This is a genomic window from Pseudolysinimonas sp. (assembly GCF_057350545.1).
The window spans coordinates 17570-36313 of sequence record NZ_JBMRCP010000105.1 but is presented as its reverse complement, the minus strand read 5'-3'; the positions used below and the strand labels follow the sequence as shown (position 1 = coordinate 36313).

Below are 18744 nucleotides of genomic sequence, written 5' to 3'. Positions count from 1 at the left end.
CACGGCATCCAGCACGGCTCTTGTCCGTCAGGGACGAAAACGGAGCGCCGCCTTGGTCGCCGCGGGCCGATGCGTGGTCGAGCAACGCCGAATAGCGTGGGCGCTCGTGAACAGACCAACGGCGGTCCGCACCGCGATCGTCACCGGCGCGGCCCGAGGCATCGGCGCCGCCGTCGCCACCCGTCTCGCCGCCGACGGCTTCCAGGTCGCGATCCTCGATCTCGACGCCTCCGCCGGCGAGCCGCTCGCCGAGTCGCTCCGCGCGACCGGGGCGTCGGCGATCTCGCTCGGAGCGGACGTCGCCGACGAGGCGAGTGTCGAAGCAGCCGTGCAGCGGTGCGTCGAGGAGCTCGGTCCGCCCGTCGTGCTCGTCAACAACGCCGGCATCATCCGCGACGACCTGCTGTTCCGCATGAGCAGCGGCGACTGGGATGCCGTGATCGGGGTGCACCTGCGCGGAGCCTTCCTGATGAGCCGCGCCTGCCAGCGCCACATGATCGAGTCGCGGTGGGGGCGCATCGTCTCGATGTCGAGCATCTCGGCGCACGGCAACCGCGGCCAGGCGAACTACGCCGCCGCGAAGGCGGGACTCGAGGGCTTCACCCGGTCGATCGCCCTGGAGCTCGGGCCCTTCGGGGTGACCGCCAACGCGATCGGTCCCGGATACATCGAGACCGACATGATCCGGCAGACCGCCGAGCGCCTCGGTGAGCCCTACGACGCGTTCGTCGAGCGCATCGCGGCCGGCGTCCCCGTGCGGCGGATGGGCCAGCCCGAGGACATCGCCGCCGCCGTCTCGTTCTTCGCCCGGGAAGACGCGGGCTTCGTCACCGGGCAGACGCTGTACGTGTCGGGCGGGCTGGCGAGCGCGTGAGGGAGGCGCTCGTCGTCGCCGTGGCCCGCACCCCGATCGGCCGGGCGTACAGGGGCTCGCTCGCCGACGTCGCCCCGCAGGCGCTCGCGGCCTCCGCGATCGGAGCCGCGATCGACCGGGCGGGCGTCGACCGTGCCGCGATCGACGACGTGATCCTCGGCTGCGCGATGCCCGAGGGCGGGCAGGGGTTCGACGTCGCCCGGCAGGCCGCGTTGCGGGCCGGGCTCCCCACGTCGACGCCCGGGATGACGATCGACCGCCAGTGCGCCTCCGGCCTGATGGCGATCGCCACCGGGGCGAAGCAGATCGTGCAGGACGGGATGGAGGTCGTCGTCGCCGGAGGGGTCGAGTCGATCTCCCTCGTGCAGAACGAGCACGCGAACCGCTTCCGGGCGCGCGACCCGTGGCTCGAGCGGGAGGTCCCGGATCTCTACCTGCCGATGCTGCACACTGCCGAGATCGTCGCCGAGCGCTATGGGGTGACGCGCGAGCAGCAGGATGTCTACGCGCTCGAGTCCCAGCGCCGCACCGCCGCCGCGCAGGAGGCCGGGCGCTTCGATGCCGAGATCGTGCCGTTCGAGACGGAGTCGGGCGTCCTCGCGCGCGACGAGGGGAACCGCGCGTCGACCACGCTCGAGGGCCTCGCGGCGCTCACGCCCGTGCTGCCGGACGGCACCGTGAGCGGGCGCTCCACGGTCACCGCGGGGAACGCGTCCCAGCTCTCGGACGGCGCCGCGGCGGTCGTGCTCGCGTCCCGCGAGGTCGCGGCCGGCCTGCCGGGCTCACCGCTCGGGGTCTACCGCGGGATGGCGGTGGCCGGCGTCGATCCGGACGAGATGGGCATCGGCCCCGTGATCGCGGTGCCGAAGCTGCTGCGCACCGCCGGCCTGACGGTCGACGACATCGGGTTGTGGGAGCTCAACGAGGCCTTCGCGTCGCAGGCGGTGTACTGCCGCGACCGGCTCGGCATCGACCCGGCGATCTACAACGTCGACGGCGGCGGCATCTCGATCGGGCATCCGTACGGCATGTCCGGCGCGCGCATGGTCGCTCACGCGCTGCTCGAGGGCCGGCGGCGCGGCGTGCGGTTCGTCGTGGTGACCATGTGCGTCGGCAGCGGGATGGGCGCGGCCGGGCTGTTCGAGGTGATCGCGTGAGCGAGATCACCCGGGTCGGGGTGATCGGCCTCGGGCTGATGGGCAGCGGCATCGCCGAACTGTGCGCGCGGGCGGGTCTCGACGTGCGGGTCGTCGAGACCGACGAGGAGCGCCTCGACGCCGGGCTCGAACGGGTTCGCGTCTCTCTCGCCCGCGCCGTCGAGCGCGCGAAGCTCGACGCGGCCGCCGCCGACGACGCGATGGCGCGTGTCACCGGCGTCACCGACGTCGAGGCGCTCGCCGATCGCGAGTTGATCATCGAAGCCGCCTCGGAGGACGAGGCGCTCAAACTTGACCTGTTCGCGCGCCTCGACGCGATCGCCGACCGGTCCGCGATCCTGGCCTCGAACACCTCGGCGATCCCGATCGGTCGTCTCGCCGCGGCGACGGCGTGGCCGGATCGGGTCGTCGGGCTCCACTTCTTCAACCCCGCGCCGGTGATGCAGCTGGTCGAGGTCATCGCCGCGTCGACGACGACGGACGACGTGCTCGAGCGCGCCCGAGCGTTCGCCGTCCGTCTCGGCAAGACGCCGGTGCGCGCCCCCGACAAGGCGGGCTTCATCGTGAACGCCCTGCTCATCCCCTACCTGCTCGACGGGATCCGGATGCTCGAACGCGGCGACGCGACGGCCGACGACATCGACACGGCGATGCGCCTCGGCTGCGGGCATCCGATGGGGCCCCTCGAGCTCGCCGACTTCGCCGGCCTCGACACCGTCGCCGCCGCGGCGTCATCGCTCGGTCTCGAACCCCCCGCCATGCTCAGGCGACTCGTCGCGGCCGGTGACCTCGGGCGCAAGTCCGGGCAGGGTTTCTACCGGCACTGACGCGCCGTCCGGAGTGCGGAACGGGGAACTTTCCCGTGCGGTCCGCTGTTGACTCCACTGAGGGCCGCAGCCAGCGGCCCGACCGGAGGAGCATCACATGAGCACCACCACCTATACGAAGGATGCGGCGGCGATCGCCGCTCTCACCCCGAACCAGTTCGCGGTGACGCAGAAGGATGCGACCGAGCCCGCGTTCCGCAATGAGTTCTGGGACAACCACGACGACGGCATCTACGTCGACGTCGTCTCGGGCGAGCCGCTGTTCTCGTCGACGGACAAGTTCGACAGCGGGTCGGGCTGGCCGAGCTTCACGCGTCCGCTCGAGAAGGCGCACGTGGTCGAGAAGGAGGACCGCACGTTCTGGATGACGCGCACCGAGGTGCGGTCGGCCAACGGCGACAGCCACCTGGGCCACCTGTTCGACGACGGCCCCGTCGCGGACGGCGGCCTGCGCTACTGCATCAACTCCGCGGCTCTGCGGTTCGTGCCGGTCGACCGGCTCGAGGCCGAGGGCTACGGCGACTACCTCACCCTGTTCACGACGAAGGAGAGCTGACATGGCGACCGAGATGGCGATCCTCGCCGGCGGATGTTTCTGGGGAGCGCAGCAGCTGCTGCGCCGGCAGCCCGGAGTGATCTCGACCCGTGTCGGCTACTCGGGTGACGACGACACCCCGAACGCGACCTACCGCCACCACGGCGACCACGCCGAGGCCGTGGAGATCGAGTTCGACCCGTCGGAGATCTCCTACCGCGAGCTGCTGGAGTTCTTCTTCCAGATCCACGACCCGTCGACGCGTGACCGTCAGGGCAACGACGTCGGCCGCTCGTACCGCTCGGCGATCTTCTACGAGAACGAGGAGCAGAAGCGCGTCGCGCTCGACACCATCGCGGATGTCGACGCCTCGGGTCTCTGGCCGGGCAAGGTCGTCACCGAGGTCGAGCCGGCGGGCGACTTCTGGCAGGCCGAGGAGGAGCACCAGGACTACCTGGAGAAGTATCCGAACGGGTACACCTGCCACTTCGTGCGTCCGGGGTGGACGCTGCCGCGCCGCGAGGCCGTCGGCAGCTAGCGCTACCCTCCGAGCATGAAGCGTGCCGCCCAGGCATTCGACGTCGACGAGAGCGGCACCGACTCGACCCTCGTCGAGAAGGTGTGGAGCGCCCGCGGCGCGACCGAGTCGCAGTTCCAGTCGGTCGCCGAGACGCACTGGCAGTTCGTCGTCATCGCGCAACGTGGCACCACGAGCGTCTTCCTTCAGGGTCCGACCAGCCACGCCCGGGTGACCCCGACACCCCAGGACGCCGAGTTCTTCGGCGTGGTGATGCGTCTCGGCAGCTTCCTGCCCACGGCCCCGCCCTCGCACCTCGGAGTGCGCCCGCTGCCCGTCGAGTCGGGGGGCGCCTTCTGGTTCGAGGGCGACCGCTGGGAAATCCCCACGGCCGAGAACGCCGACGTCATGGTCGAACGGATGCGGCGGCGTGGCCTGGTCGCCGAAGACCGCGGCATCGCCCGCGCTCTCGGCGACCAGGATGCTGACGTCTCGCTGCGCACGCAGCAGCGGCGGGTGCGCAGAGCGACCGGCTTGACCCACTCGCTCCTGCGACAGATCGAGCGCGCCTACGAGGCCGCGGACGCGCTCGGTCGTGGCGACACGATCGCCGACGTCACCCAGGCGCTCGGGTTCTCCGACCAGCCGCATCTCACCCGATCGCTCCGACGTTTCATCGGTCTCACCCCCGCGCAGCTCTGCAACGCAGGAGCGCATTGGACGGCCTCCACCCCTCTCGGCAGCCTGCGCGCGCGAGCGCGTTGAGTGTCGTTTCCGTTCAAGACAGCGACCGGCCGCCCTTCCTAGGCTCGCTCCGCAGCCACCACGGACGAGGAGCCCATTCATGCCCATCTGGAAGACCACCGACTCGTTCGACGGTCGCGCCGCCGCCACCCGATCCCTTCTCGGATGGGGCGCCGTCGCGGGACCGTTCTATCTCCTGGTCGCCGTCATCCACGCGGCTGTCAGGCCGGGATTCGACGTCAGCCAGCATGCTCTCAGCCTGCTCATGCTCGGTGACACCGGGTGGATCCAGCGCCTCAATCTGATCCTCGTGGGTGTCATGGTCGTCGCCGCCGGCAACGGGTTCCGTCGTGCGATCGAGGGTCGACGCGGTGTCGCGATCTTCGTGCTGCTGCTGATCTACGGGATCGCCCTGCTCGGCAGCGCGATCTTCGCGCCCGACCCGATGCGCGGCTTCCCGGCGGGGATGGACGAGACGGTGACGTCGAGCGGGCTGCTGCACCTGGTCTTCGGAGCGATCGGCTTCATCGCACTGGGCGTCGCCGCGATCGTGTTCGCCGGCTGGTGCCGCGCGACGGGGCGACGCACGGCCGGGGTGCTGTCCCTCGTCGCGGGAATCGTCGTCATCGCGGGCTTCGTCGCGGGCGGCGCGCTCTCGCAGGGGCCGCTCGGCGTCCTCTTCCTGTGGATCTCGGTGCTCGCCGGCTTCGCCTGGCTGCTCGCCGCATCCGTGCTGACCTACCAGGCCGTCGGGCATCCCGTGATCGCCCGACGCGCCGCCTGACGAGCGAGGAACCCCCATGCGACGAATCGTCTGCCAATCCTTCGTGAGCCTCGACGGCGTCATCAACCACATGGAGCGCTGGCACTTCGGCTACACCGACGACCAGGCGGATGCGATCGCGCTCGAGCAGCTGCGCACGAGCGACGCCCTGCTCATGGGTCGGAACACCTACGAGGTGTACGCGGGCGCCTGGCCCGGTCGCGACGGCGCCTACCCCGAACTCATCAACCGCGTCCCCAAGTACGTCGTGTCGAGCACCCTCGGCGAGGCGGCCTGGAACAACACGACGGTCATCAGCGCCGACCCGATCGCCGCGATCCGCGAGCTCAAAGAGCAGGACGGTGCGCCGATCCTCATGCACGGCTACGGCCCGCTCGCGAAGCAGCTCCTCGCCGAGGGTCTGCTCGACGAGCTGCACCTCTGGGTGCACCCCGTGCTCGCCGGAGTGGGGGAGGGCGACGACCTGCTGCTGCAGCCGGGCCTGAACCGCGTGCTGCGGTTCGACGGCGCGCGCCCGCTCGACTCGGGCATCGTCATCCTGACCTTCCAGAACGACGTCGCATGACCGCAGGCTTCACCGCGAGCGTCGTCGTCCCCGCGGAGCCCGAGGAGGCGTTCGCCTACTTCGTCGATCCGGAGCTCTTCGCCGTGTGGTTCGTCGTCGACGGCTACGCGACGCCCGCCGAGAGCATCCGGCTCGACCCGATTCCCGGCGGAGCCGTCAGCGGCGTGATGGGGAGCGACGACGGAGCGACGACCATCCCCTTCTCGCTGCGCTACGGCCGCCTCGAGGCGCCGGGGCTCGTGCAGTTCGTGTTCGACGCCCCCGACGAGACGGTGACCGTCGCCCTCCACGCCCTCCCGGGCGGGCGCACCCAGGTGAGCTATCACCGGCCGTTCGGAGACCCCGGGCAGGTTCGCGGCGCGCAGTCGATGCTGGATGCCCTCGCCGCCTCGATCCCGCCGCGCGAGCCGATCGACACGGGGTTCGCCGGGCTGGTGAAGCGACTCCGAGTGCCCGACGACTTCGTCGCGCCGACCGAGCTCGCCTTCGGGGAGCTGCGCGCGCACGCGCTCACGCGAGCCCACCTCGCCGACGACGTCGCGGGGATCAACGCGAGCCTCGACCTGATCCGCCGCACCCGCGGCGGCACGTGGCCGACGGAGCCCGTCACGTCCGAGGGCAACTACGTCGATCTGGTCTGGCACGAGTGCGAGTTCCGCGACGACACGTCGTACAGCTACGCGCTCTACGACGACGCGCACACCTACCTCGGCTGCGCCTACCTCTACCCCGTCGGCGCACGCACGCCGCTGAGCGAGGAGCTGCTCCACCACGACGTCGACGTCAGCTGGTGGGTCACCCCCGCGGCCTACGACCGGGGGCTCTACCGCACCGCGTTCGAGGCGCTGCGGCACTGGGTCGCGAACGACTTCCCGTTCTCCGACCCCCACTTCTCGAACCTCGAGATTCCGTGACGGCTCCGACGATCAGCTGGTGGCCGAGTCTCCTCGGGCTCGCAGCGGCGGTTGGCATCGCGTTCGTCGGCGACGTGCCGTCGGTCATCCTCGTCTGCGCGGCGATCTACCTCCTGGCCGCGGTGGTCGGCAGCCGAGGATCGGCGTGGATCGGGTTCGCCGCATCGTTCCCCGCGATCGGCGTCGGCATTCTGCTCGGGATGCCGTGGCTGTCGCTCGCCCTCCTCGGCGCGGCGAGCATCGTGCTCATCGTCGTCGGCACGGTGCGACGGCGGTGGGTGCAGGCGGATGCGCGCCGTCAGCTGTATGCCGTCGGCGCCTTCGCGGCCCTCGCGATCGCCGCCGCGGCGGTGTCCGACCCGTGGGCGTTCGCTGCGCTCGCCGTCGTCGGGCTGGTCGGTCACGGGGTGTGGGACATCTGGCACCACCGACGTGACGTCGTGGTCTCGCGGCGCTACACCGAGTTCTGCGCCGTGCTCGACCTCGCACTCGCGGCGGCGGTGGCCGTGAGTGCTCTGCTGACGTCACTCGGCTGACGACGCGCGTCGTCCGGCGGGGATATCTCTCGCCCGCTCTGAGGCAGTGTGGGCTCTGCCCCTTGACACTTAACATAGGTAATTGACTACGGTAAGCACCATGGTCGAGGGCGCAGATGACGAACTCCGTCTCACTGTGATGCGACTCGCTCGCCGCATCAGGCTCGAGCGAGGGTCCGACGACCTTCGCGACCACCATCTCTCGGTCCTCTTCACTCTCCTCCGTCAAGGCCCGATGTCGATCGGAAAGTTGGGTGAGATCGAACGCGTCTCTGCCCCCGCGATGACACGCACCGTGGATGCCATGGTTGCGGCGGGGCACCTGGCTCGATCTGCGGAACCGGACGACGCGCGTCGCGTGGTCGTCAACATGACCGAGTCGGGTCGGCGCGCCGCCACTGAGATCCGCAACCGGAGGGCGGAGTGGTTCTCGGCCGCGCTCCAGGGACTCGACGAGGACGAACGCCGTACGCTGTCGGACGCTGTCGGCCTCCTGCAACGCCTCGCCGACTCGTGAAGGCGATCTTCCGATCGCTCGGCCTGGTGAACTATCGGCGATGGTTCATCGGCGCGTTCGTCTCCAACCTCGGGTTCTGGATGCAACGCACCGCCCAAGACTGGATCGTGCTCACCCGGCTGACCGACCACGACGCCGCGGCCGTCGGCATCACGATGGGATTGCAGCTGCTGCCGCAGCTCTTCCTGGTTCCGGTGTCGGGGTTCATCTCGGACCGCCTCGACCGCCGCCGCATTCTGATCACGCTGAACGCGATCATGGCCGCCCTCGCCGTCGGGCTCGGTACGCTCGTGGTGACCGACACCGTAGAGCTGTGGCACGTGTACGCCTTCGCGCTGGGGGGCGGTGTGGTCGCAGCCCTCGAGTTGCCGTCGAAGCAAGGGTTCCTGTCGGAACTTGTCAGCCAGGATCGCCTGGCCAACGCAGTGTCGCTCAATTCGGCGTCGTTCAACCTCGCGCGCACCGCGGGGCCAGCGATTGCCGCAGTGCTCATGCTCGTCACGGGCGCGGGCTGGGTGTTCTACGTCAACGCCCTCACCTTCGCGGCACTCATCGCGGCGATACTGGCGCTACACGACGACAAGCTTCACCCGCTGCCCCGACTCGGGAAGGGACGCGGCGCGATCACGGCGGGGTTCCGATACGTCGGGAGCCGCGGCGATCTCATCGTGCTGCTCGTGATGGTGTTCCTCATCGGCGCGCTCGCCATGAACTTCCCGATCTTCGCCTCGACGATGACCGTCGTGGAGTTCGACCTCGGCGTCGACGCGTACAGCCTGCTGCTGTCGTCCGTGGCGATCGGCGCGGTGATCGGCGCACTGCTCGGAGCGCGCCGCGAGAGGCCGAGCGTGCACATCGTCGCGATCGGGGCCGCCGCATTGACCGTCGCGCTCACCCTCGCGGCCTTCATGCCGACCTTCTGGGCATTCGCGGTCGCTTTCGTACTTGCCGGCATCAGCGTGCAGACGGTGATGGTGACCGGCAACGCGACGGTACAACTGTCCACCGACCCGGGGCTGCGCGGCCGAGTGATGGCGATCTACATGGCGATCTTCATGGCGGGCACCCCTGTCGGCGCTCCAGCGGTCGGGTGGGTCGCCAACACCTTCGGCCCCCGGATCGCGATCCTTGTGGGGGCGGCTGGCGCGCTCGTCGCTGTCGCCGTCGCGCTCGTGTGGATCCTCACGACGCGCCGTACGGTGCGGCTCCGGGCGCGGACCGCCGGCGACCTGCGCGAGGACCTCGAACTGGGTGAGCTCGATGCGCGCACCCTCTGACGGACGGCGCCCCGCCGCCCGTCCCCACTGAGAGAAGGAGAACCCCATGCCCACCGTCGACATCCAGCTCGTGACCGGCCGCACTCTCGACGAGAAACGGGAACTCGTCAGAGGGATGACCGATGCGATCGTGGGCGCCCTCAGCGTCTCGCAGGACATCGTCAAGATCACCATCCACGAGGTCGGTGACGACCAGGTCGCCCGCGGTGGCGTGCTGCGCATCGACCGCGCCTAGATCGCCGGAGCACTTCGCATGAATGCCGTCGGAGGCGGTATGAGTGCACGGGATCATCCCGACTGGCTCCGACATATGGTGACTGAGTCGCCGCGATGGCGCGGTGGACCCAAGGGGCAGGGTGCCCGAACCCAATGGAGGGTTTCGACATGAGATCCAAGCTTTTCGCATCCGCTGCGCTCGTCGGCGCCGGAGTTCTCGTTCTCTCCGGATGCGGTGGCCTCACCGCTACCGAGCCTGCCGGCACCGACACGGGCGACGGCGCGCTCGCCGCTCTCGAGGCCGCGGCGCTCGAAGAGGGCGAGCTGACCATCTACTCGTCGGCATCCGAGGATGTCGTCAAAGCCCAGGTGGACGCCTTCAACGCGGAGTACCCAGGCATCGCCGTCTCGACCTTCCGGGCGACGGGCGGCGAGCTGTTCAACCGTTACGCGAGCGAGGCCGAAGCCGGCGCGGTGGCGGCCGACATCCTCGCGCCGAGCGTGAACCCCGACTTCCTCGAAGACAGCGGGTACTTCCTCGAACTCACGCCCGAGCTCATCCCCAACCTGAGCGCGTGGCCGCAGGAGTATGTGTTCCCGCGTCACGTCGAGGTCGCCGTGACCTCGACGGTGCTGACCTATAACACCGACACGGTCGCGGAGGAGGACGTGCCGCAGTCGTGGGAGGACCTTCTCGACCCGAAGTGGGCGGGACAGGCGATGATGATGGACCCGCGTTCGTCCGACGGGTACCTGTCGCTGTACGAGGTGCTGCGCACCGAGTTCGGCGACGAGTACCTTGAGGCTCTCGGCGCTCAGGGCTTCACGCTGACGGACAGCGGTTCGACGGCGGCCCAGGAGGTGGCAGCTGGCGCGTACATGCTCGCGATCGGCAACTACGCCGCCCACAGCAAGGACCTCATCGCTCAGGGGGCACCGGTCGCGCTCGTCGACGACCTCAACCCCACCCAGGGTCTCGTGCACGCGGCAGGCATCTCGGCCGATGCGCCGCATCCGAACGCCGCCGCTCTCTACATCAACTGGTACCTGACCCGGGCCGCGCAGGAGGTCACCTGCGCGGGCGTGTACTCCCCGGTAGCCGGCGATCTACCGGGCTGCCCGCCGCTCCCGGAGTTCTTCACGCCGGCGGTGTGGGGCATCTCCGACGGGGATCGCGCCGAGATCTACTCGCTGCTCGGCCTCCAGTAAGCACCTCCTCAGATCGGGGCCGCGTGCCCGCGCGGCCCCGATCCCTTCTCGACCCCGAAGGCAGCTGACGATGACCGCAGACCCCTCGACCACGACCGCCCCGCGGCAGACCACCGGCGCCCCGCCCAGCGACGACGCGCTGATCTCGATCCGCCACCTCACGAAGCGATTCCAGCGCCGCTCCGGCGGATCTACCGTCGTGCCGGTCGACGATGTCTCGCTCGACGTGCGCAAAGGCGAGTTCCTGGTGCTGCTCGGTCCGAGCGGTTGTGGCAAGACGACCCTGCTGCGGTGCATCGCGGGGCTCGAACGCCCCGACAGCGGGGAGATCATGATCGGTGGCCGTGACGTCTACTCCTCCGAGCGGCGCATCTTCACGCCGCCGAGCCAGCGCTCGCTCAGCATGATCTTCCAGTCCTACGCACTCTGGCCGCACATGACCATCTTCGAGAACATCGCCTATCCCCTCAGATCGCGCCGCTCGCCGAAAGCCGGTATCCGCGCGAAGGTCATGGATGCCCTCGACATGGTGGGACTCGCCAACCTCGAGAAGCAGTACCCGGGCCAGATAAGCGGCGGGCAGCAGCAGCGCGTGGCGCTCGCCCGCGCCGTCGTGAGCGACGTCGATGTCGTGCTGTTCGACGAGCCTCTCTCGAACGTCGACGCGAAGGTGAGGGAGCAGTTGCGGCTAGAGCTCACCGAGCTGCAGCGGCGGCTCGGCTTCACCGGCGTCTACGTGACGCACGACCAGACCGAGGCGATGGATCTGGCGCATCGGATCGCCGTGCTCCACAACGGTCGCGTCGAACAGCTCGGCACCCCGGACGAGATCTATCGCGCCCCCAAGACCCGCTACGTGGCCGAGTTCATCGGCTCGGGGAACTTCGTCGGGGGCACCGTCGCCTCGCTCGACGGCGCGCGCGCCCGCATCTCGACGCCCGTAGGTGAGCTGCTCGTCGAGGCAGGCGCGTTCGCCGCCGGCGACGGCGTGACGGTGATGTTCCGGCCCCAGGCCGCGCGGCTCGAAGCGGATGCCGCGGCCGGCCCGCAGCGCTGGCCCGGGACCGTCCACACCGCGAAGTTCCTCGGCGCGCACTGGCAGTACCACGTCGAGGTGGCCGACCGGCTCCTGCAGGTGTGGTCGCACGATCGTGCCCCGTTCGTCGAGGGCGACCGCGTCATCGTCGCCGTCGATCCGGCCGGAGTCGTCGTGCTCCCCGACGCGGCAGCGCCGGGCCGGTCATGACGGCACCGGTCATTCCCCCTCCCCCGGTGACGACGGGCCCCGGCCTGCGGGCGTGGCTTGCCGACCGCGGAGTGCGGCTCATCGCGATCGTCGCCGCCGTGCTCGTGCTCGGCCTCATCGTCTATCCGCTCGGCCGGATGCTCGTGCGGGCGCTGTTCCCGACCGTCGAAGCCCCAGACGTTTTCGCCCTCGTGGCCGACGTCGTCTCGACCCCGTGGTTCGGGCCCGCGGTCGGCAACACCGTGCTCGTCGTCGGCGTGAGCGGCACGCTGGCGATCGTCGTCGCCGCGATCTTCGCATGGCTCAACGAGCGCACCGACGCGAGCCTGGGCTGGATCGGGTCGTTCATCCCGATCGTGCCGCTCGTCGTGCCCGCGGTCGCGATGTCGGTCGGCTGGGTCTTCCTCGCGAGTCCGCGGGTCGGGTTCCTGAACGGTGTCCTGAGCTGGCTGCCCTTCGACCTGACGATGGATATCCTCACCTGGCCGGGCCTGATCTTCACATACACGCTCTCGCTCGTCCCCTTCGCCTACGTGCTCCTCGCGGCGGCGTTCCGCAATGTCGACCCCGCCCTCGAGGAGGCATCGCGCATCAGCGGCGCGAGCATCCTCCGTACGCTCGTCAAGGTCTCGCTGCCCTCGGTGGCTCCCGCGATCGCGGGCTCGGCGTTCCTCGTCGTGGTCATGGGGTTCGGCCTGTACTCGATCCCGCTCATCATCGGCGGCCGGGCGGGGATCGACATCCTCTCGGTGCGCCTCGTGCGACTGATGACGTTCGAGTATCCGCCGCGGCTGGAGTCGGCCCTCGTCGTCGGCATCATCATGTCGCTGCCGATCTTGGTCGCGTGGATCCTGCAGCAGCGTGTGCTCGGCGCCAACCGGTTCGCCACGATCAGCGGACGCAGCCGCCCCCAGCGCATCGAGCTCGGCGGCTGGCGCGTCCCGGCCCGCGTGCTCATGATCGCCTACCTGCTCTTCACATCGCTCCTTCCCCTGAGCGCCCTGTTCCTCGTCGCTTTCCAGAAGTTCTGGACACCGAATCTGACCCCCGACGGGTTCACGCTCGAACACATCACCCGCGTGCTCGTGCAGAGTCCCGTCGCGGGAGCGGCGCTGCGCACGAGCCTCGGTCTCGGCCTGGCCGTCGGTGCGGCGACGATGGCCATCGCGGTGCTCATGACGCTCGTCTCGCGCCGATTGGTACAGTCCGGGGTGCGCGGCGGCGTGCTCGGGCGATTCATCGACGGCGTCACCAAACTGCCGGTCGCGTTCTCGAACATCGTCATCGCGCTCGGCTTCGTCGTGGCATTCAGCGGCCCGCCGTTCAACCTGAGCGGCACCATCCTCATCCTCGTGCTCTGCTACTTCGTCCTGTACATCCCGCATGCCTCGATCGCTGCGGGGAGCGCGCTGAGCCAGGTCGGTCAGGATGTCGTCGAGGCGTCGTCCGTGAGCGGCGCCGGCGAGGGCCGCACCTTCCGTCGCGTGATCCTCCCGCTCATGTGGCCGGGGCTCGTGAGCGGATGGGCGCTCTCTTTCGTGCTCATCTCGGGCGACCTCGAGGCCGCGGTTCTGCTCGCGTCGACGAAGACGCCCGTGATCGGCTTCGTGATCGTCGACGTCTGGGAGTACGGCACCTATGGTGCCATGGCCGCCTTCGTCGGGGTGGTGACCATCCTCAAGGGGCTGGTCGTCATCGCCCTCATCTTCGCCGCGCGACAGCGGTTCCGGAAGTTCACATGACCAGCAGGACGCGACAAGGAGTGCACACACGGTGACCGGCAACGACGAGACGAAGACACAGCGGGGCACTCCTCCGCTGGACGGCATCCGGGTGGTGGACTTCTCCCGACTGTTCGCGGGGCCGTTCGCGGGGCAGCTCCTCGCCGAGATGGGCGCCGACGTCATCAAGGTCGAGCACCCCAAGCACGGCGACGTGGCGCGCGCCTATGGCGTCGGCGACGGCGAGACCGCGGAGAGCTCGTCCTTCGTCGCCCTCAACCGCGGTAAGCGGAGTGTCGGCCTCGACCTCAAGACCGACGGCGGACGCGACGCGGCCGTGCGGTTGGCGTCGACCGCGGACGTTGTGATCGAGAACTTCCGTCCCGCGGTCATGGGGCGCCTCGGGCTCGATTACACGACGCTGTCGGCGGCGAACGAGAGGCTCGTGTACTGCAGCATCTCCGGATTCGGAGCTCGCGGGCCGTTGCGCGACAAGGCGGCGAACGACCTGATCATCCAGGCCTACAGCGGGCTGCTCAGTGTGACGGGTGAACCGGGTGGGGCGCCCGTGCGAGCCGGCACCGCCATCGCCGACCTCTCGACCGGCGTGTTCGCGGCGCTGGGCATCGTGTCCGCGTTGCACGAGCGCAGCGTCTCGGGACGCGGCCAGCTCGTCGAGACGACACTGCTGGGGTCGCAGATGAGCATGATGAACTTCGTCTTCGCCGACTACTGGGTCAACGGCATCGTCGCGAAGCCACTCGGCACCGCCAACCGACTCGGGCTGCCCAACCAGGCCTTCCCGACGGGCGACGGCTGGGTCGTCATCGCGGCCACCAGCGATGCGATGTGGCGTCGGTGCTGTGCCGCGCTCGGCCAGCCCGAACTCGCGGAGGACGAGCGTTTCAACTCCCTGCCGCAGCGCTACCGCAATCGCGATGCGCTCGTCGACTCGGTGAGCGCACTCACGCGCCGCTTCACGACCCGGGAGTGCCTCGACGCGCTGACGGCGCACGGCGTCTCTTCGGGGCCGATCAACGACATCCGAGCCGCTGCCGAAGACGAGCACGTCGCCGCAATGGGCATCCTGTCGCCCGCGCAGACGATCGAGGGCCGATCGACGACGGCGGTCGGCAATCCCATCCGGTTCTCCCGCTCGGCCGCGCGTGAGGTCGCGGCGCCGCCCCGGCTCGGCGAGCACACCGAATCCGTGCTGCTCGATGCCGGGTACTCGGCCGACGAGCTCACCGAACTGCTCGGCGGATCGGCCCCGCTCGAACGCGAGACCATCGCCGAGACCATCGGCTGAACCCACCGACACCCGCACGCCACCTAGGAAGGAACCACCGTGAGTGGATCAGTAGCAGGGAAGACCTATCTCGTCACCGGAGCGGCGGGCATGCTCGGCTCGTTCGTCGTCGACCGGCTCGCGGATCTGGGCGCCGGGGTGATCGCCCTCGACATCGCCCAGCCGCGCAACGGATTCGGGCACCGCGCCCACGACGCGGTGCGCGACGTGAACGTCGACATCCTCGATCAGGCGGCACTCGCTGACCTCGTGGTGGGCTGCAGTGGCATCGTCCACATCGCGGCGATGCTCACGCGCGTCGTGAAGCAGTATCCGCTGCGGGGCTTCGAGGTCAACGTCGGCGGAACGCACCACCTCCTCGAGGCCGCGGCGAACGAGGGGATGGAGCGCTTCGTGCTCGCGTCGTCCGGAGCGACGTACGGCCGGGCGGCTCCCGACGGGGGAGGTCTCAAGGAGTCGGCGCCCTTGCTCGGCCGCTCCTTCTACGCCGCCAGCAAGATCGCCTCCGAGCTCTACTCCGAGGTCTACGCGCACGAGCGCGGACTCGAGTACGTCGCCTTCCGGCTGGGCACCATGTACGGACCTCGCCTCGGCCCCAACGGCAACGTCGCCAGCTATCTGCATGCCGCGCTCGCCGAGCAGGACCAGCCGACGATCAGGGTGCCGCTCGACCCCGACGACTCGCGCGACCTGGTCTACATCGCCGACGCCGCCGAGTGCCTCGTGCGCGGCCTGACCTCGGCTCAGGCGAACGTCTCGCTCAACGTAGGGACGGGCTTCCTCACGGGCAACCGAGAGCTCTTCGGGGCGCTGATGGAAGCCGCCGGCAGCGCCGCGCAGATCGACTGGCATCCGGAGCAAGCGACCGTGCAGGCGCACGGTCGCTTCCAGGACATGACCCGCACGCGCGACGTGATCGGGTACGTGCCCGACACGAGCCTGCAGGACGGCATGCGAGCCTTCGTCGACTGGCGCGCGGGACTGCCCGAGGCGGACCGTCCGATGCCGGCCTACGCCTGATCCGCGGAAACGAAGGAGACCAGTCATGGCCGTAGGAAGATACGTGAGCGACCTCGAGACGGGCGATGTGCTCGAGCCGGTCGAGTACGTGATGTCGCCGTTCATCGCGCGTGAATACGCGCACAGCGTGGAGGAGCTGGATCCGCAGCTCGCGGGAGATGTCGCGGCGGAGGAGCAGCTCGCGGTGCCGACGCTCGTGCACATCGACAAGATCCGACTCCTGAAACGCAATTGCCCCGGGGGCCGAGGCCCGCACGCCCGGATCCACTACGAGTATCACGCGCGCCATCACGAGGTGGTGCCCGTCGGCGAGCGACTGGTCGCATCGGGTCACGTCGCCGAGCGCTTCGAGAAGCGCGGTCGCGAGTACCTGCGCATCGAGATCGAACTCCGCAGCGCCGACGACGGGCGACTGTTCACCAGCTACACGGACACCGCCGTGCTGAGCTTCACACCGAAGGACGGCCGCGCATGACGCTGACCGAACACACGCCCGCCGCGACCTGGGGCGTCGACGACGAGTTGCCCGCGATCACTCGGCGGATGACCCGCGAGCGCATGCGGTGGTACGCCGATGCATTGCTCGGGACGTCCGAGCCGGAGCCCGCGGCGATGATCGCGGAGGCGAACGTGCACACCGACGACGAGTTCGCGCGGGGGCAGGGGCTGACGGGCATCATCTCGGACGGGATGATCTCCACCAACTGGATCTCGAGCGTCCTCATCTCGGCATTCGGCCGCGCATACCTCGAGCGCGGAAGCCTGCAGACCAAGTTCATCCGGCCGATCTTCGAGGATCAGGTGATCACGGCTCGCGCCGTCGTCCGCTCGATCGAGCACGGTGCCGACGGCGTCGGAATCGAGCTCGACGTGTGGTGCGAGGACGAGACCGGTCAGAAGGTCACCGTAGGTTCCGCCAGCGTCATCGGTGTCGCCTGACATGCCGGACGTCTTCACGGGGGAGTTCGTCTTCGGTGTCGCTGACGGTCTCGTCGGACTCGTCACGGTCGATCGCGCCCCCGTCAACGCCTACAACCTGCAGACGCACCGGGAGCTTCACGAGGCGTTCACTGCTTTCGCGGAGACCGACGTGCGGTGTGTCATCCTGCAGGCCGCGGGGTGGCAGGAGGGGCGCCCGTTCGGCGCCGGATCGGACATCAAGGAGTTCGTCGGGTTGACTCCGGAAAGCAGCCTCGAGCGCGCCGCGCACCTGCGCGACTACATGGCGGGAATGAACGCCTTCCCGTTGCCGACGATCGCCGCGATCGAACAGCTCGCGATGGGCTCGGGCCTCGGATGGGCCATGCGCGCCGACATCCGCGTCGTGTCCGAGACCGCGCGCTTCGCCATGCCCGAGATCAAGGTCGGAGCGCTCGGCGGGGGAAAGATGCTCATGCGGCACGTCGGCATCGGGAAGGCCCGCGAGCTCATCTACACGGGCGACGAGTTCGACGCCGCCGAGGCCTACCGCCTCGGACTCGCCCAGCACCTCGTGCCGGCCGGCGGCGCGCTCGAGCGAGCGCGCGAGGTCGCGGCACGGATCGCGCGCAACAGCCCCGTCGGTCTCCGGCTCGCCAAGCAGCAGATGATCATCGGCGAACGCACGCTCGATCTCGACGAGGCTTACCGCATCGAGACCGAGCTGACTGCGCAATATCGGGAGTCGAAGGACGCGTCCGACGCGGCGAGCGGCTTCTTCCAGCGCAAGCAGAGCAGCGGCTGATGGCCGATCAGGTGCTCCTGCTGCCCGGCGACGGGATCGGCCCGGATGTCGTCGACTCGGCACGACGTGTGCTCGAGGCGGTTCGGCCGGGAATCGAGTTCTCGACGTGCGCTGTCGGTCTGGCGTCGCTCTCGGCAATCGGTCGCCCGTATCCCGACGACCTGATCGATCGCGCTCGCGCCGCCGACGCAGTGCTGCTCGGCGCCGTGGGCGGTGAACAGGATCTCGACACCGAGTGGGACCTTCGGCCGGAGGCCGCGCTGTTCGCGCTCCGTCAGGGGCTCGACCTGTTCGCCAACCTGCGCCCGATCCGGGCCATCCCAGCACTCGTGGATCGGAGCGCGGTGCGCGCGGACCTGGCCGAGGGGGTCGACATCCTCATCGTGCGCGAGCTCGTCGGTGGCGCGTACTTCGGGGAGAAGGGGATGCGCGAGGACGGCACCGCCTACGACACGTTCGAATACTCGGCTGCGAGTATCGAGCGCGTCGTACGAGTCGCCTTCGAGCTCGCCCGCGAGCGGAGGTCTTCCGTGACCTCGGTCGACAAGGCCAACATCTTGCGGACGTCCCAGCTGTGGCGGAAGGTCGCAGGCGAGGTCGCGGCCGAGTTCCCCGAGTCGAGTATCGAGCATCTTCTCGTCGACAACGCATCGCTGCAGCTGATGCTCCGGCCGCGGGCGTTCGACGTCGTCGTCACCGAGAACCTCTTCGGCGACATCCTGAGCGACTCCACCGCCGCCATCGTGGGCGGCCTCGGCATGATGCCGTCCGCATCCCTCGGATCGACCGGCCCCGGGCTGTTCGAGCCCGTGCACGGCTCGGCGCCGGACATCGCCGGCCGCGGCATCGCCAACCCGTTCGCCACGATCTTGAGTGCCGCGCTGCTGCTCCGCTACGGGTTGGGAGACCCGCAGGCCGCGACGAAGGTGGAGCGTGCCGTCGATGACGCGATCGCTGCGGGAGTGCGCACCCCGGACCTCGGCGGGACTGCGACCACCGGCGGAGCCACGGATGCCGTACTCCGCGGGCTAGCGTCGGTCTGATCAGCACCGA

At 69.5% G+C, this 18744-nt stretch carries 22 protein-coding genes; all 22 read left to right on the top strand.

The window, feature by feature from the left end:
• Window positions 1–106: 106 nt before the first annotated feature.
• Entirely contained in the window at window positions 107–874 is a 768-nt protein-coding gene (fabG, locus tag ACO1X9_RS14730; protein WP_486351603.1) for a 3-oxoacyl-ACP reductase FabG, read from the top strand.
• Window positions 871–2031 (top strand): acetyl-CoA C-acyltransferase, encoded by a 1161-nt coding sequence (locus ACO1X9_RS14725; protein WP_486351602.1) that lies wholly within the window; start codon window positions 871–873, stop codon window positions 2029–2031. Before fabG ends, ACO1X9_RS14725 begins: the two co-directional genes overlap by 4 nt.
• Window positions 2028–2858, top strand: a complete 831-nt coding sequence (locus ACO1X9_RS14720) for a 3-hydroxybutyryl-CoA dehydrogenase (protein ID WP_486351601.1) — start codon at window positions 2028–2030, stop codon at window positions 2856–2858. Before ACO1X9_RS14725 ends, ACO1X9_RS14720 begins: the two co-directional genes overlap by 4 nt.
• Before the next feature lie 97 nt (window positions 2859–2955).
• Complete coding sequence (msrB, locus tag ACO1X9_RS14715) at window positions 2956–3414, top strand: peptide-methionine (R)-S-oxide reductase MsrB (protein WP_486351600.1); 459 nt, start codon at window positions 2956–2958, stop codon at window positions 3412–3414.
• A gap of 1 nt (window position 3415) precedes the next feature.
• Window positions 3416–3931, top strand: coding sequence for a peptide-methionine (S)-S-oxide reductase MsrA (gene msrA / locus ACO1X9_RS14710; protein WP_486351599.1), 516 nt, complete (start codon window positions 3416–3418; stop codon window positions 3929–3931).
• Between the two features lie 15 nt (window positions 3932–3946).
• Entirely contained in the window at window positions 3947–4675 is a 729-nt protein-coding gene (locus ACO1X9_RS14705) for a helix-turn-helix domain-containing protein (RefSeq protein ID WP_486351598.1), read from the top strand.
• A gap of 79 nt (window positions 4676–4754) precedes the next feature.
• Window positions 4755–5438, top strand: coding sequence for a DUF998 domain-containing protein (locus tag ACO1X9_RS14700; protein ID WP_486351597.1), 684 nt, complete (start codon window positions 4755–4757; stop codon window positions 5436–5438).
• A 16-nt stretch (window positions 5439–5454) separates the two neighbouring features.
• Window positions 5455–6003, top strand: coding sequence for a dihydrofolate reductase family protein (locus ACO1X9_RS14695; RefSeq protein WP_486351596.1), 549 nt, complete (start codon window positions 5455–5457; stop codon window positions 6001–6003).
• Window positions 6000–6917, top strand: a complete 918-nt coding sequence (locus ACO1X9_RS14690; protein ID WP_486351595.1) for an SRPBCC family protein — start codon at window positions 6000–6002, stop codon at window positions 6915–6917. The genes ACO1X9_RS14695 and ACO1X9_RS14690 overlap by 4 nt, the downstream gene beginning before the upstream one ends.
• Window positions 6914–7453, top strand: coding sequence for a hypothetical protein (locus ACO1X9_RS14685; RefSeq protein ID WP_486351594.1), 540 nt, complete (start codon window positions 6914–6916; stop codon window positions 7451–7453). Before ACO1X9_RS14690 ends, ACO1X9_RS14685 begins: the two co-directional genes overlap by 4 nt.
• A gap of 100 nt (window positions 7454–7553) precedes the next feature.
• Window positions 7554–7970, top strand: a complete 417-nt coding sequence (locus tag ACO1X9_RS14680; protein ID WP_486351593.1) for a MarR family winged helix-turn-helix transcriptional regulator — start codon at window positions 7554–7556, stop codon at window positions 7968–7970.
• Window positions 7967–9247 (top strand): MFS transporter, encoded by a 1281-nt coding sequence (locus ACO1X9_RS14675; protein ID WP_486351592.1) that lies wholly within the window; start codon window positions 7967–7969, stop codon window positions 9245–9247. The genes ACO1X9_RS14680 and ACO1X9_RS14675 overlap by 4 nt, the downstream gene beginning before the upstream one ends.
• A gap of 46 nt (window positions 9248–9293) precedes the next feature.
• Window positions 9294–9482, top strand: a complete 189-nt coding sequence (locus tag ACO1X9_RS14670) for a tautomerase family protein (protein ID WP_486351591.1) — start codon at window positions 9294–9296, stop codon at window positions 9480–9482.
• Window positions 9483–9631: 149 nt separating this feature from the next.
• A complete protein-coding gene (locus ACO1X9_RS14665) occupies window positions 9632–10672 on the top strand; it encodes an ABC transporter substrate-binding protein (protein WP_486351590.1) in 1041 nt (346 codons plus the stop codon).
• 70 nt (window positions 10673–10742) lie between these two features.
• Window positions 10743–11918: an ABC transporter ATP-binding protein gene (locus ACO1X9_RS14660; RefSeq protein ID WP_486351589.1), complete on the top strand. Its 1176-nt coding sequence runs from the start codon at window positions 10743–10745 to the stop codon at window positions 11916–11918.
• A gap of 26 nt (window positions 11919–11944) precedes the next feature.
• Window positions 11945–13660 (top strand): ABC transporter permease, encoded by a 1716-nt coding sequence (locus tag ACO1X9_RS14655; RefSeq protein WP_486351588.1) that lies wholly within the window; start codon window positions 11945–11947, stop codon window positions 13658–13660.
• Between the two features lie 31 nt (window positions 13661–13691).
• On the top strand, window positions 13692–14948 hold the full coding sequence (locus tag ACO1X9_RS14650; RefSeq protein WP_486351587.1) for a CaiB/BaiF CoA transferase family protein: 1257 nt from the start codon (window positions 13692–13694) through the stop codon (window positions 14946–14948).
• A 39-nt stretch (window positions 14949–14987) separates the two neighbouring features.
• Window positions 14988–15968: an NAD-dependent epimerase/dehydratase family protein gene (locus ACO1X9_RS14645; RefSeq protein WP_486351586.1), complete on the top strand. Its 981-nt coding sequence runs from the start codon at window positions 14988–14990 to the stop codon at window positions 15966–15968.
• A gap of 25 nt (window positions 15969–15993) precedes the next feature.
• The gene (locus tag ACO1X9_RS14640) at window positions 15994–16443 is read left to right on the top strand and encodes a hypothetical protein (protein WP_486351585.1); all 450 of its coding nucleotides are present in this window, start codon (window positions 15994–15996) and stop codon (window positions 16441–16443) included.
• Entirely contained in the window at window positions 16440–16907 is a 468-nt protein-coding gene (locus tag ACO1X9_RS14635) for a MaoC family dehydratase (protein WP_486351584.1), read from the top strand. The genes ACO1X9_RS14640 and ACO1X9_RS14635 overlap by 4 nt, the downstream gene beginning before the upstream one ends.
• Before the next feature lies 1 nt (window position 16908).
• Window positions 16909–17691, top strand: a complete 783-nt coding sequence (locus ACO1X9_RS14630; RefSeq protein WP_486351583.1) for an enoyl-CoA hydratase/isomerase family protein — start codon at window positions 16909–16911, stop codon at window positions 17689–17691.
• Window positions 17691–18734: a 3-isopropylmalate dehydrogenase gene (gene leuB / locus ACO1X9_RS14625; RefSeq protein WP_486351582.1), complete on the top strand. Its 1044-nt coding sequence runs from the start codon at window positions 17691–17693 to the stop codon at window positions 18732–18734. Before ACO1X9_RS14630 ends, leuB begins: the two co-directional genes overlap by 1 nt.
• Window positions 18735–18744 lie beyond the last annotated feature (10 nt).

What these genes read in the sequence shown, in the direction of transcription:
- msrB (WP_486351600.1), top strand. Translation starts at nt 2,956, where the DNA reads ATGAGCACCACCACCTATACGAAGGATGCGGCGGCGATCGCCGCTCTC.
- msrA (WP_486351599.1), top strand. Translation starts at nt 3,416, where the DNA reads ATGGCGACCGAGATGGCGATCCTCGCCGGCGGATGTTTCTGGGGAGCG.
- ACO1X9_RS14705 (WP_486351598.1), top strand. Translation starts at nt 3,947, where the DNA reads ATGAAGCGTGCCGCCCAGGCATTCGACGTCGACGAGAGCGGCACCGAC.
- ACO1X9_RS14700 (WP_486351597.1), top strand. Translation starts at nt 4,755, where the DNA reads ATGCCCATCTGGAAGACCACCGACTCGTTCGACGGTCGCGCCGCCGCC.
- ACO1X9_RS14695 (WP_486351596.1), top strand. Translation starts at nt 5,455, where the DNA reads ATGCGACGAATCGTCTGCCAATCCTTCGTGAGCCTCGACGGCGTCATC.
- ACO1X9_RS14690 (WP_486351595.1), top strand. Translation starts at nt 6,000, where the DNA reads ATGACCGCAGGCTTCACCGCGAGCGTCGTCGTCCCCGCGGAGCCCGAG.
- ACO1X9_RS14680 (WP_486351593.1), top strand. Translation starts at nt 7,554, where the DNA reads ATGGTCGAGGGCGCAGATGACGAACTCCGTCTCACTGTGATGCGACTC.
- ACO1X9_RS14670 (WP_486351591.1), top strand. Translation starts at nt 9,294, where the DNA reads ATGCCCACCGTCGACATCCAGCTCGTGACCGGCCGCACTCTCGACGAG.
- ACO1X9_RS14665 (WP_486351590.1), top strand. Translation starts at nt 9,632, where the DNA reads ATGAGATCCAAGCTTTTCGCATCCGCTGCGCTCGTCGGCGCCGGAGTT.
- ACO1X9_RS14660 (WP_486351589.1), top strand. Translation starts at nt 10,743, where the DNA reads ATGACCGCAGACCCCTCGACCACGACCGCCCCGCGGCAGACCACCGGC.
- ACO1X9_RS14640 (WP_486351585.1), top strand. Translation starts at nt 15,994, where the DNA reads ATGGCCGTAGGAAGATACGTGAGCGACCTCGAGACGGGCGATGTGCTC.
- ACO1X9_RS14635 (WP_486351584.1), top strand. Translation starts at nt 16,440, where the DNA reads ATGACGCTGACCGAACACACGCCCGCCGCGACCTGGGGCGTCGACGAC.
- ACO1X9_RS14630 (WP_486351583.1), top strand. Translation starts at nt 16,909, where the DNA reads ATGCCGGACGTCTTCACGGGGGAGTTCGTCTTCGGTGTCGCTGACGGT.
- leuB (WP_486351582.1), top strand. Translation starts at nt 17,691, where the DNA reads ATGGCCGATCAGGTGCTCCTGCTGCCCGGCGACGGGATCGGCCCGGAT.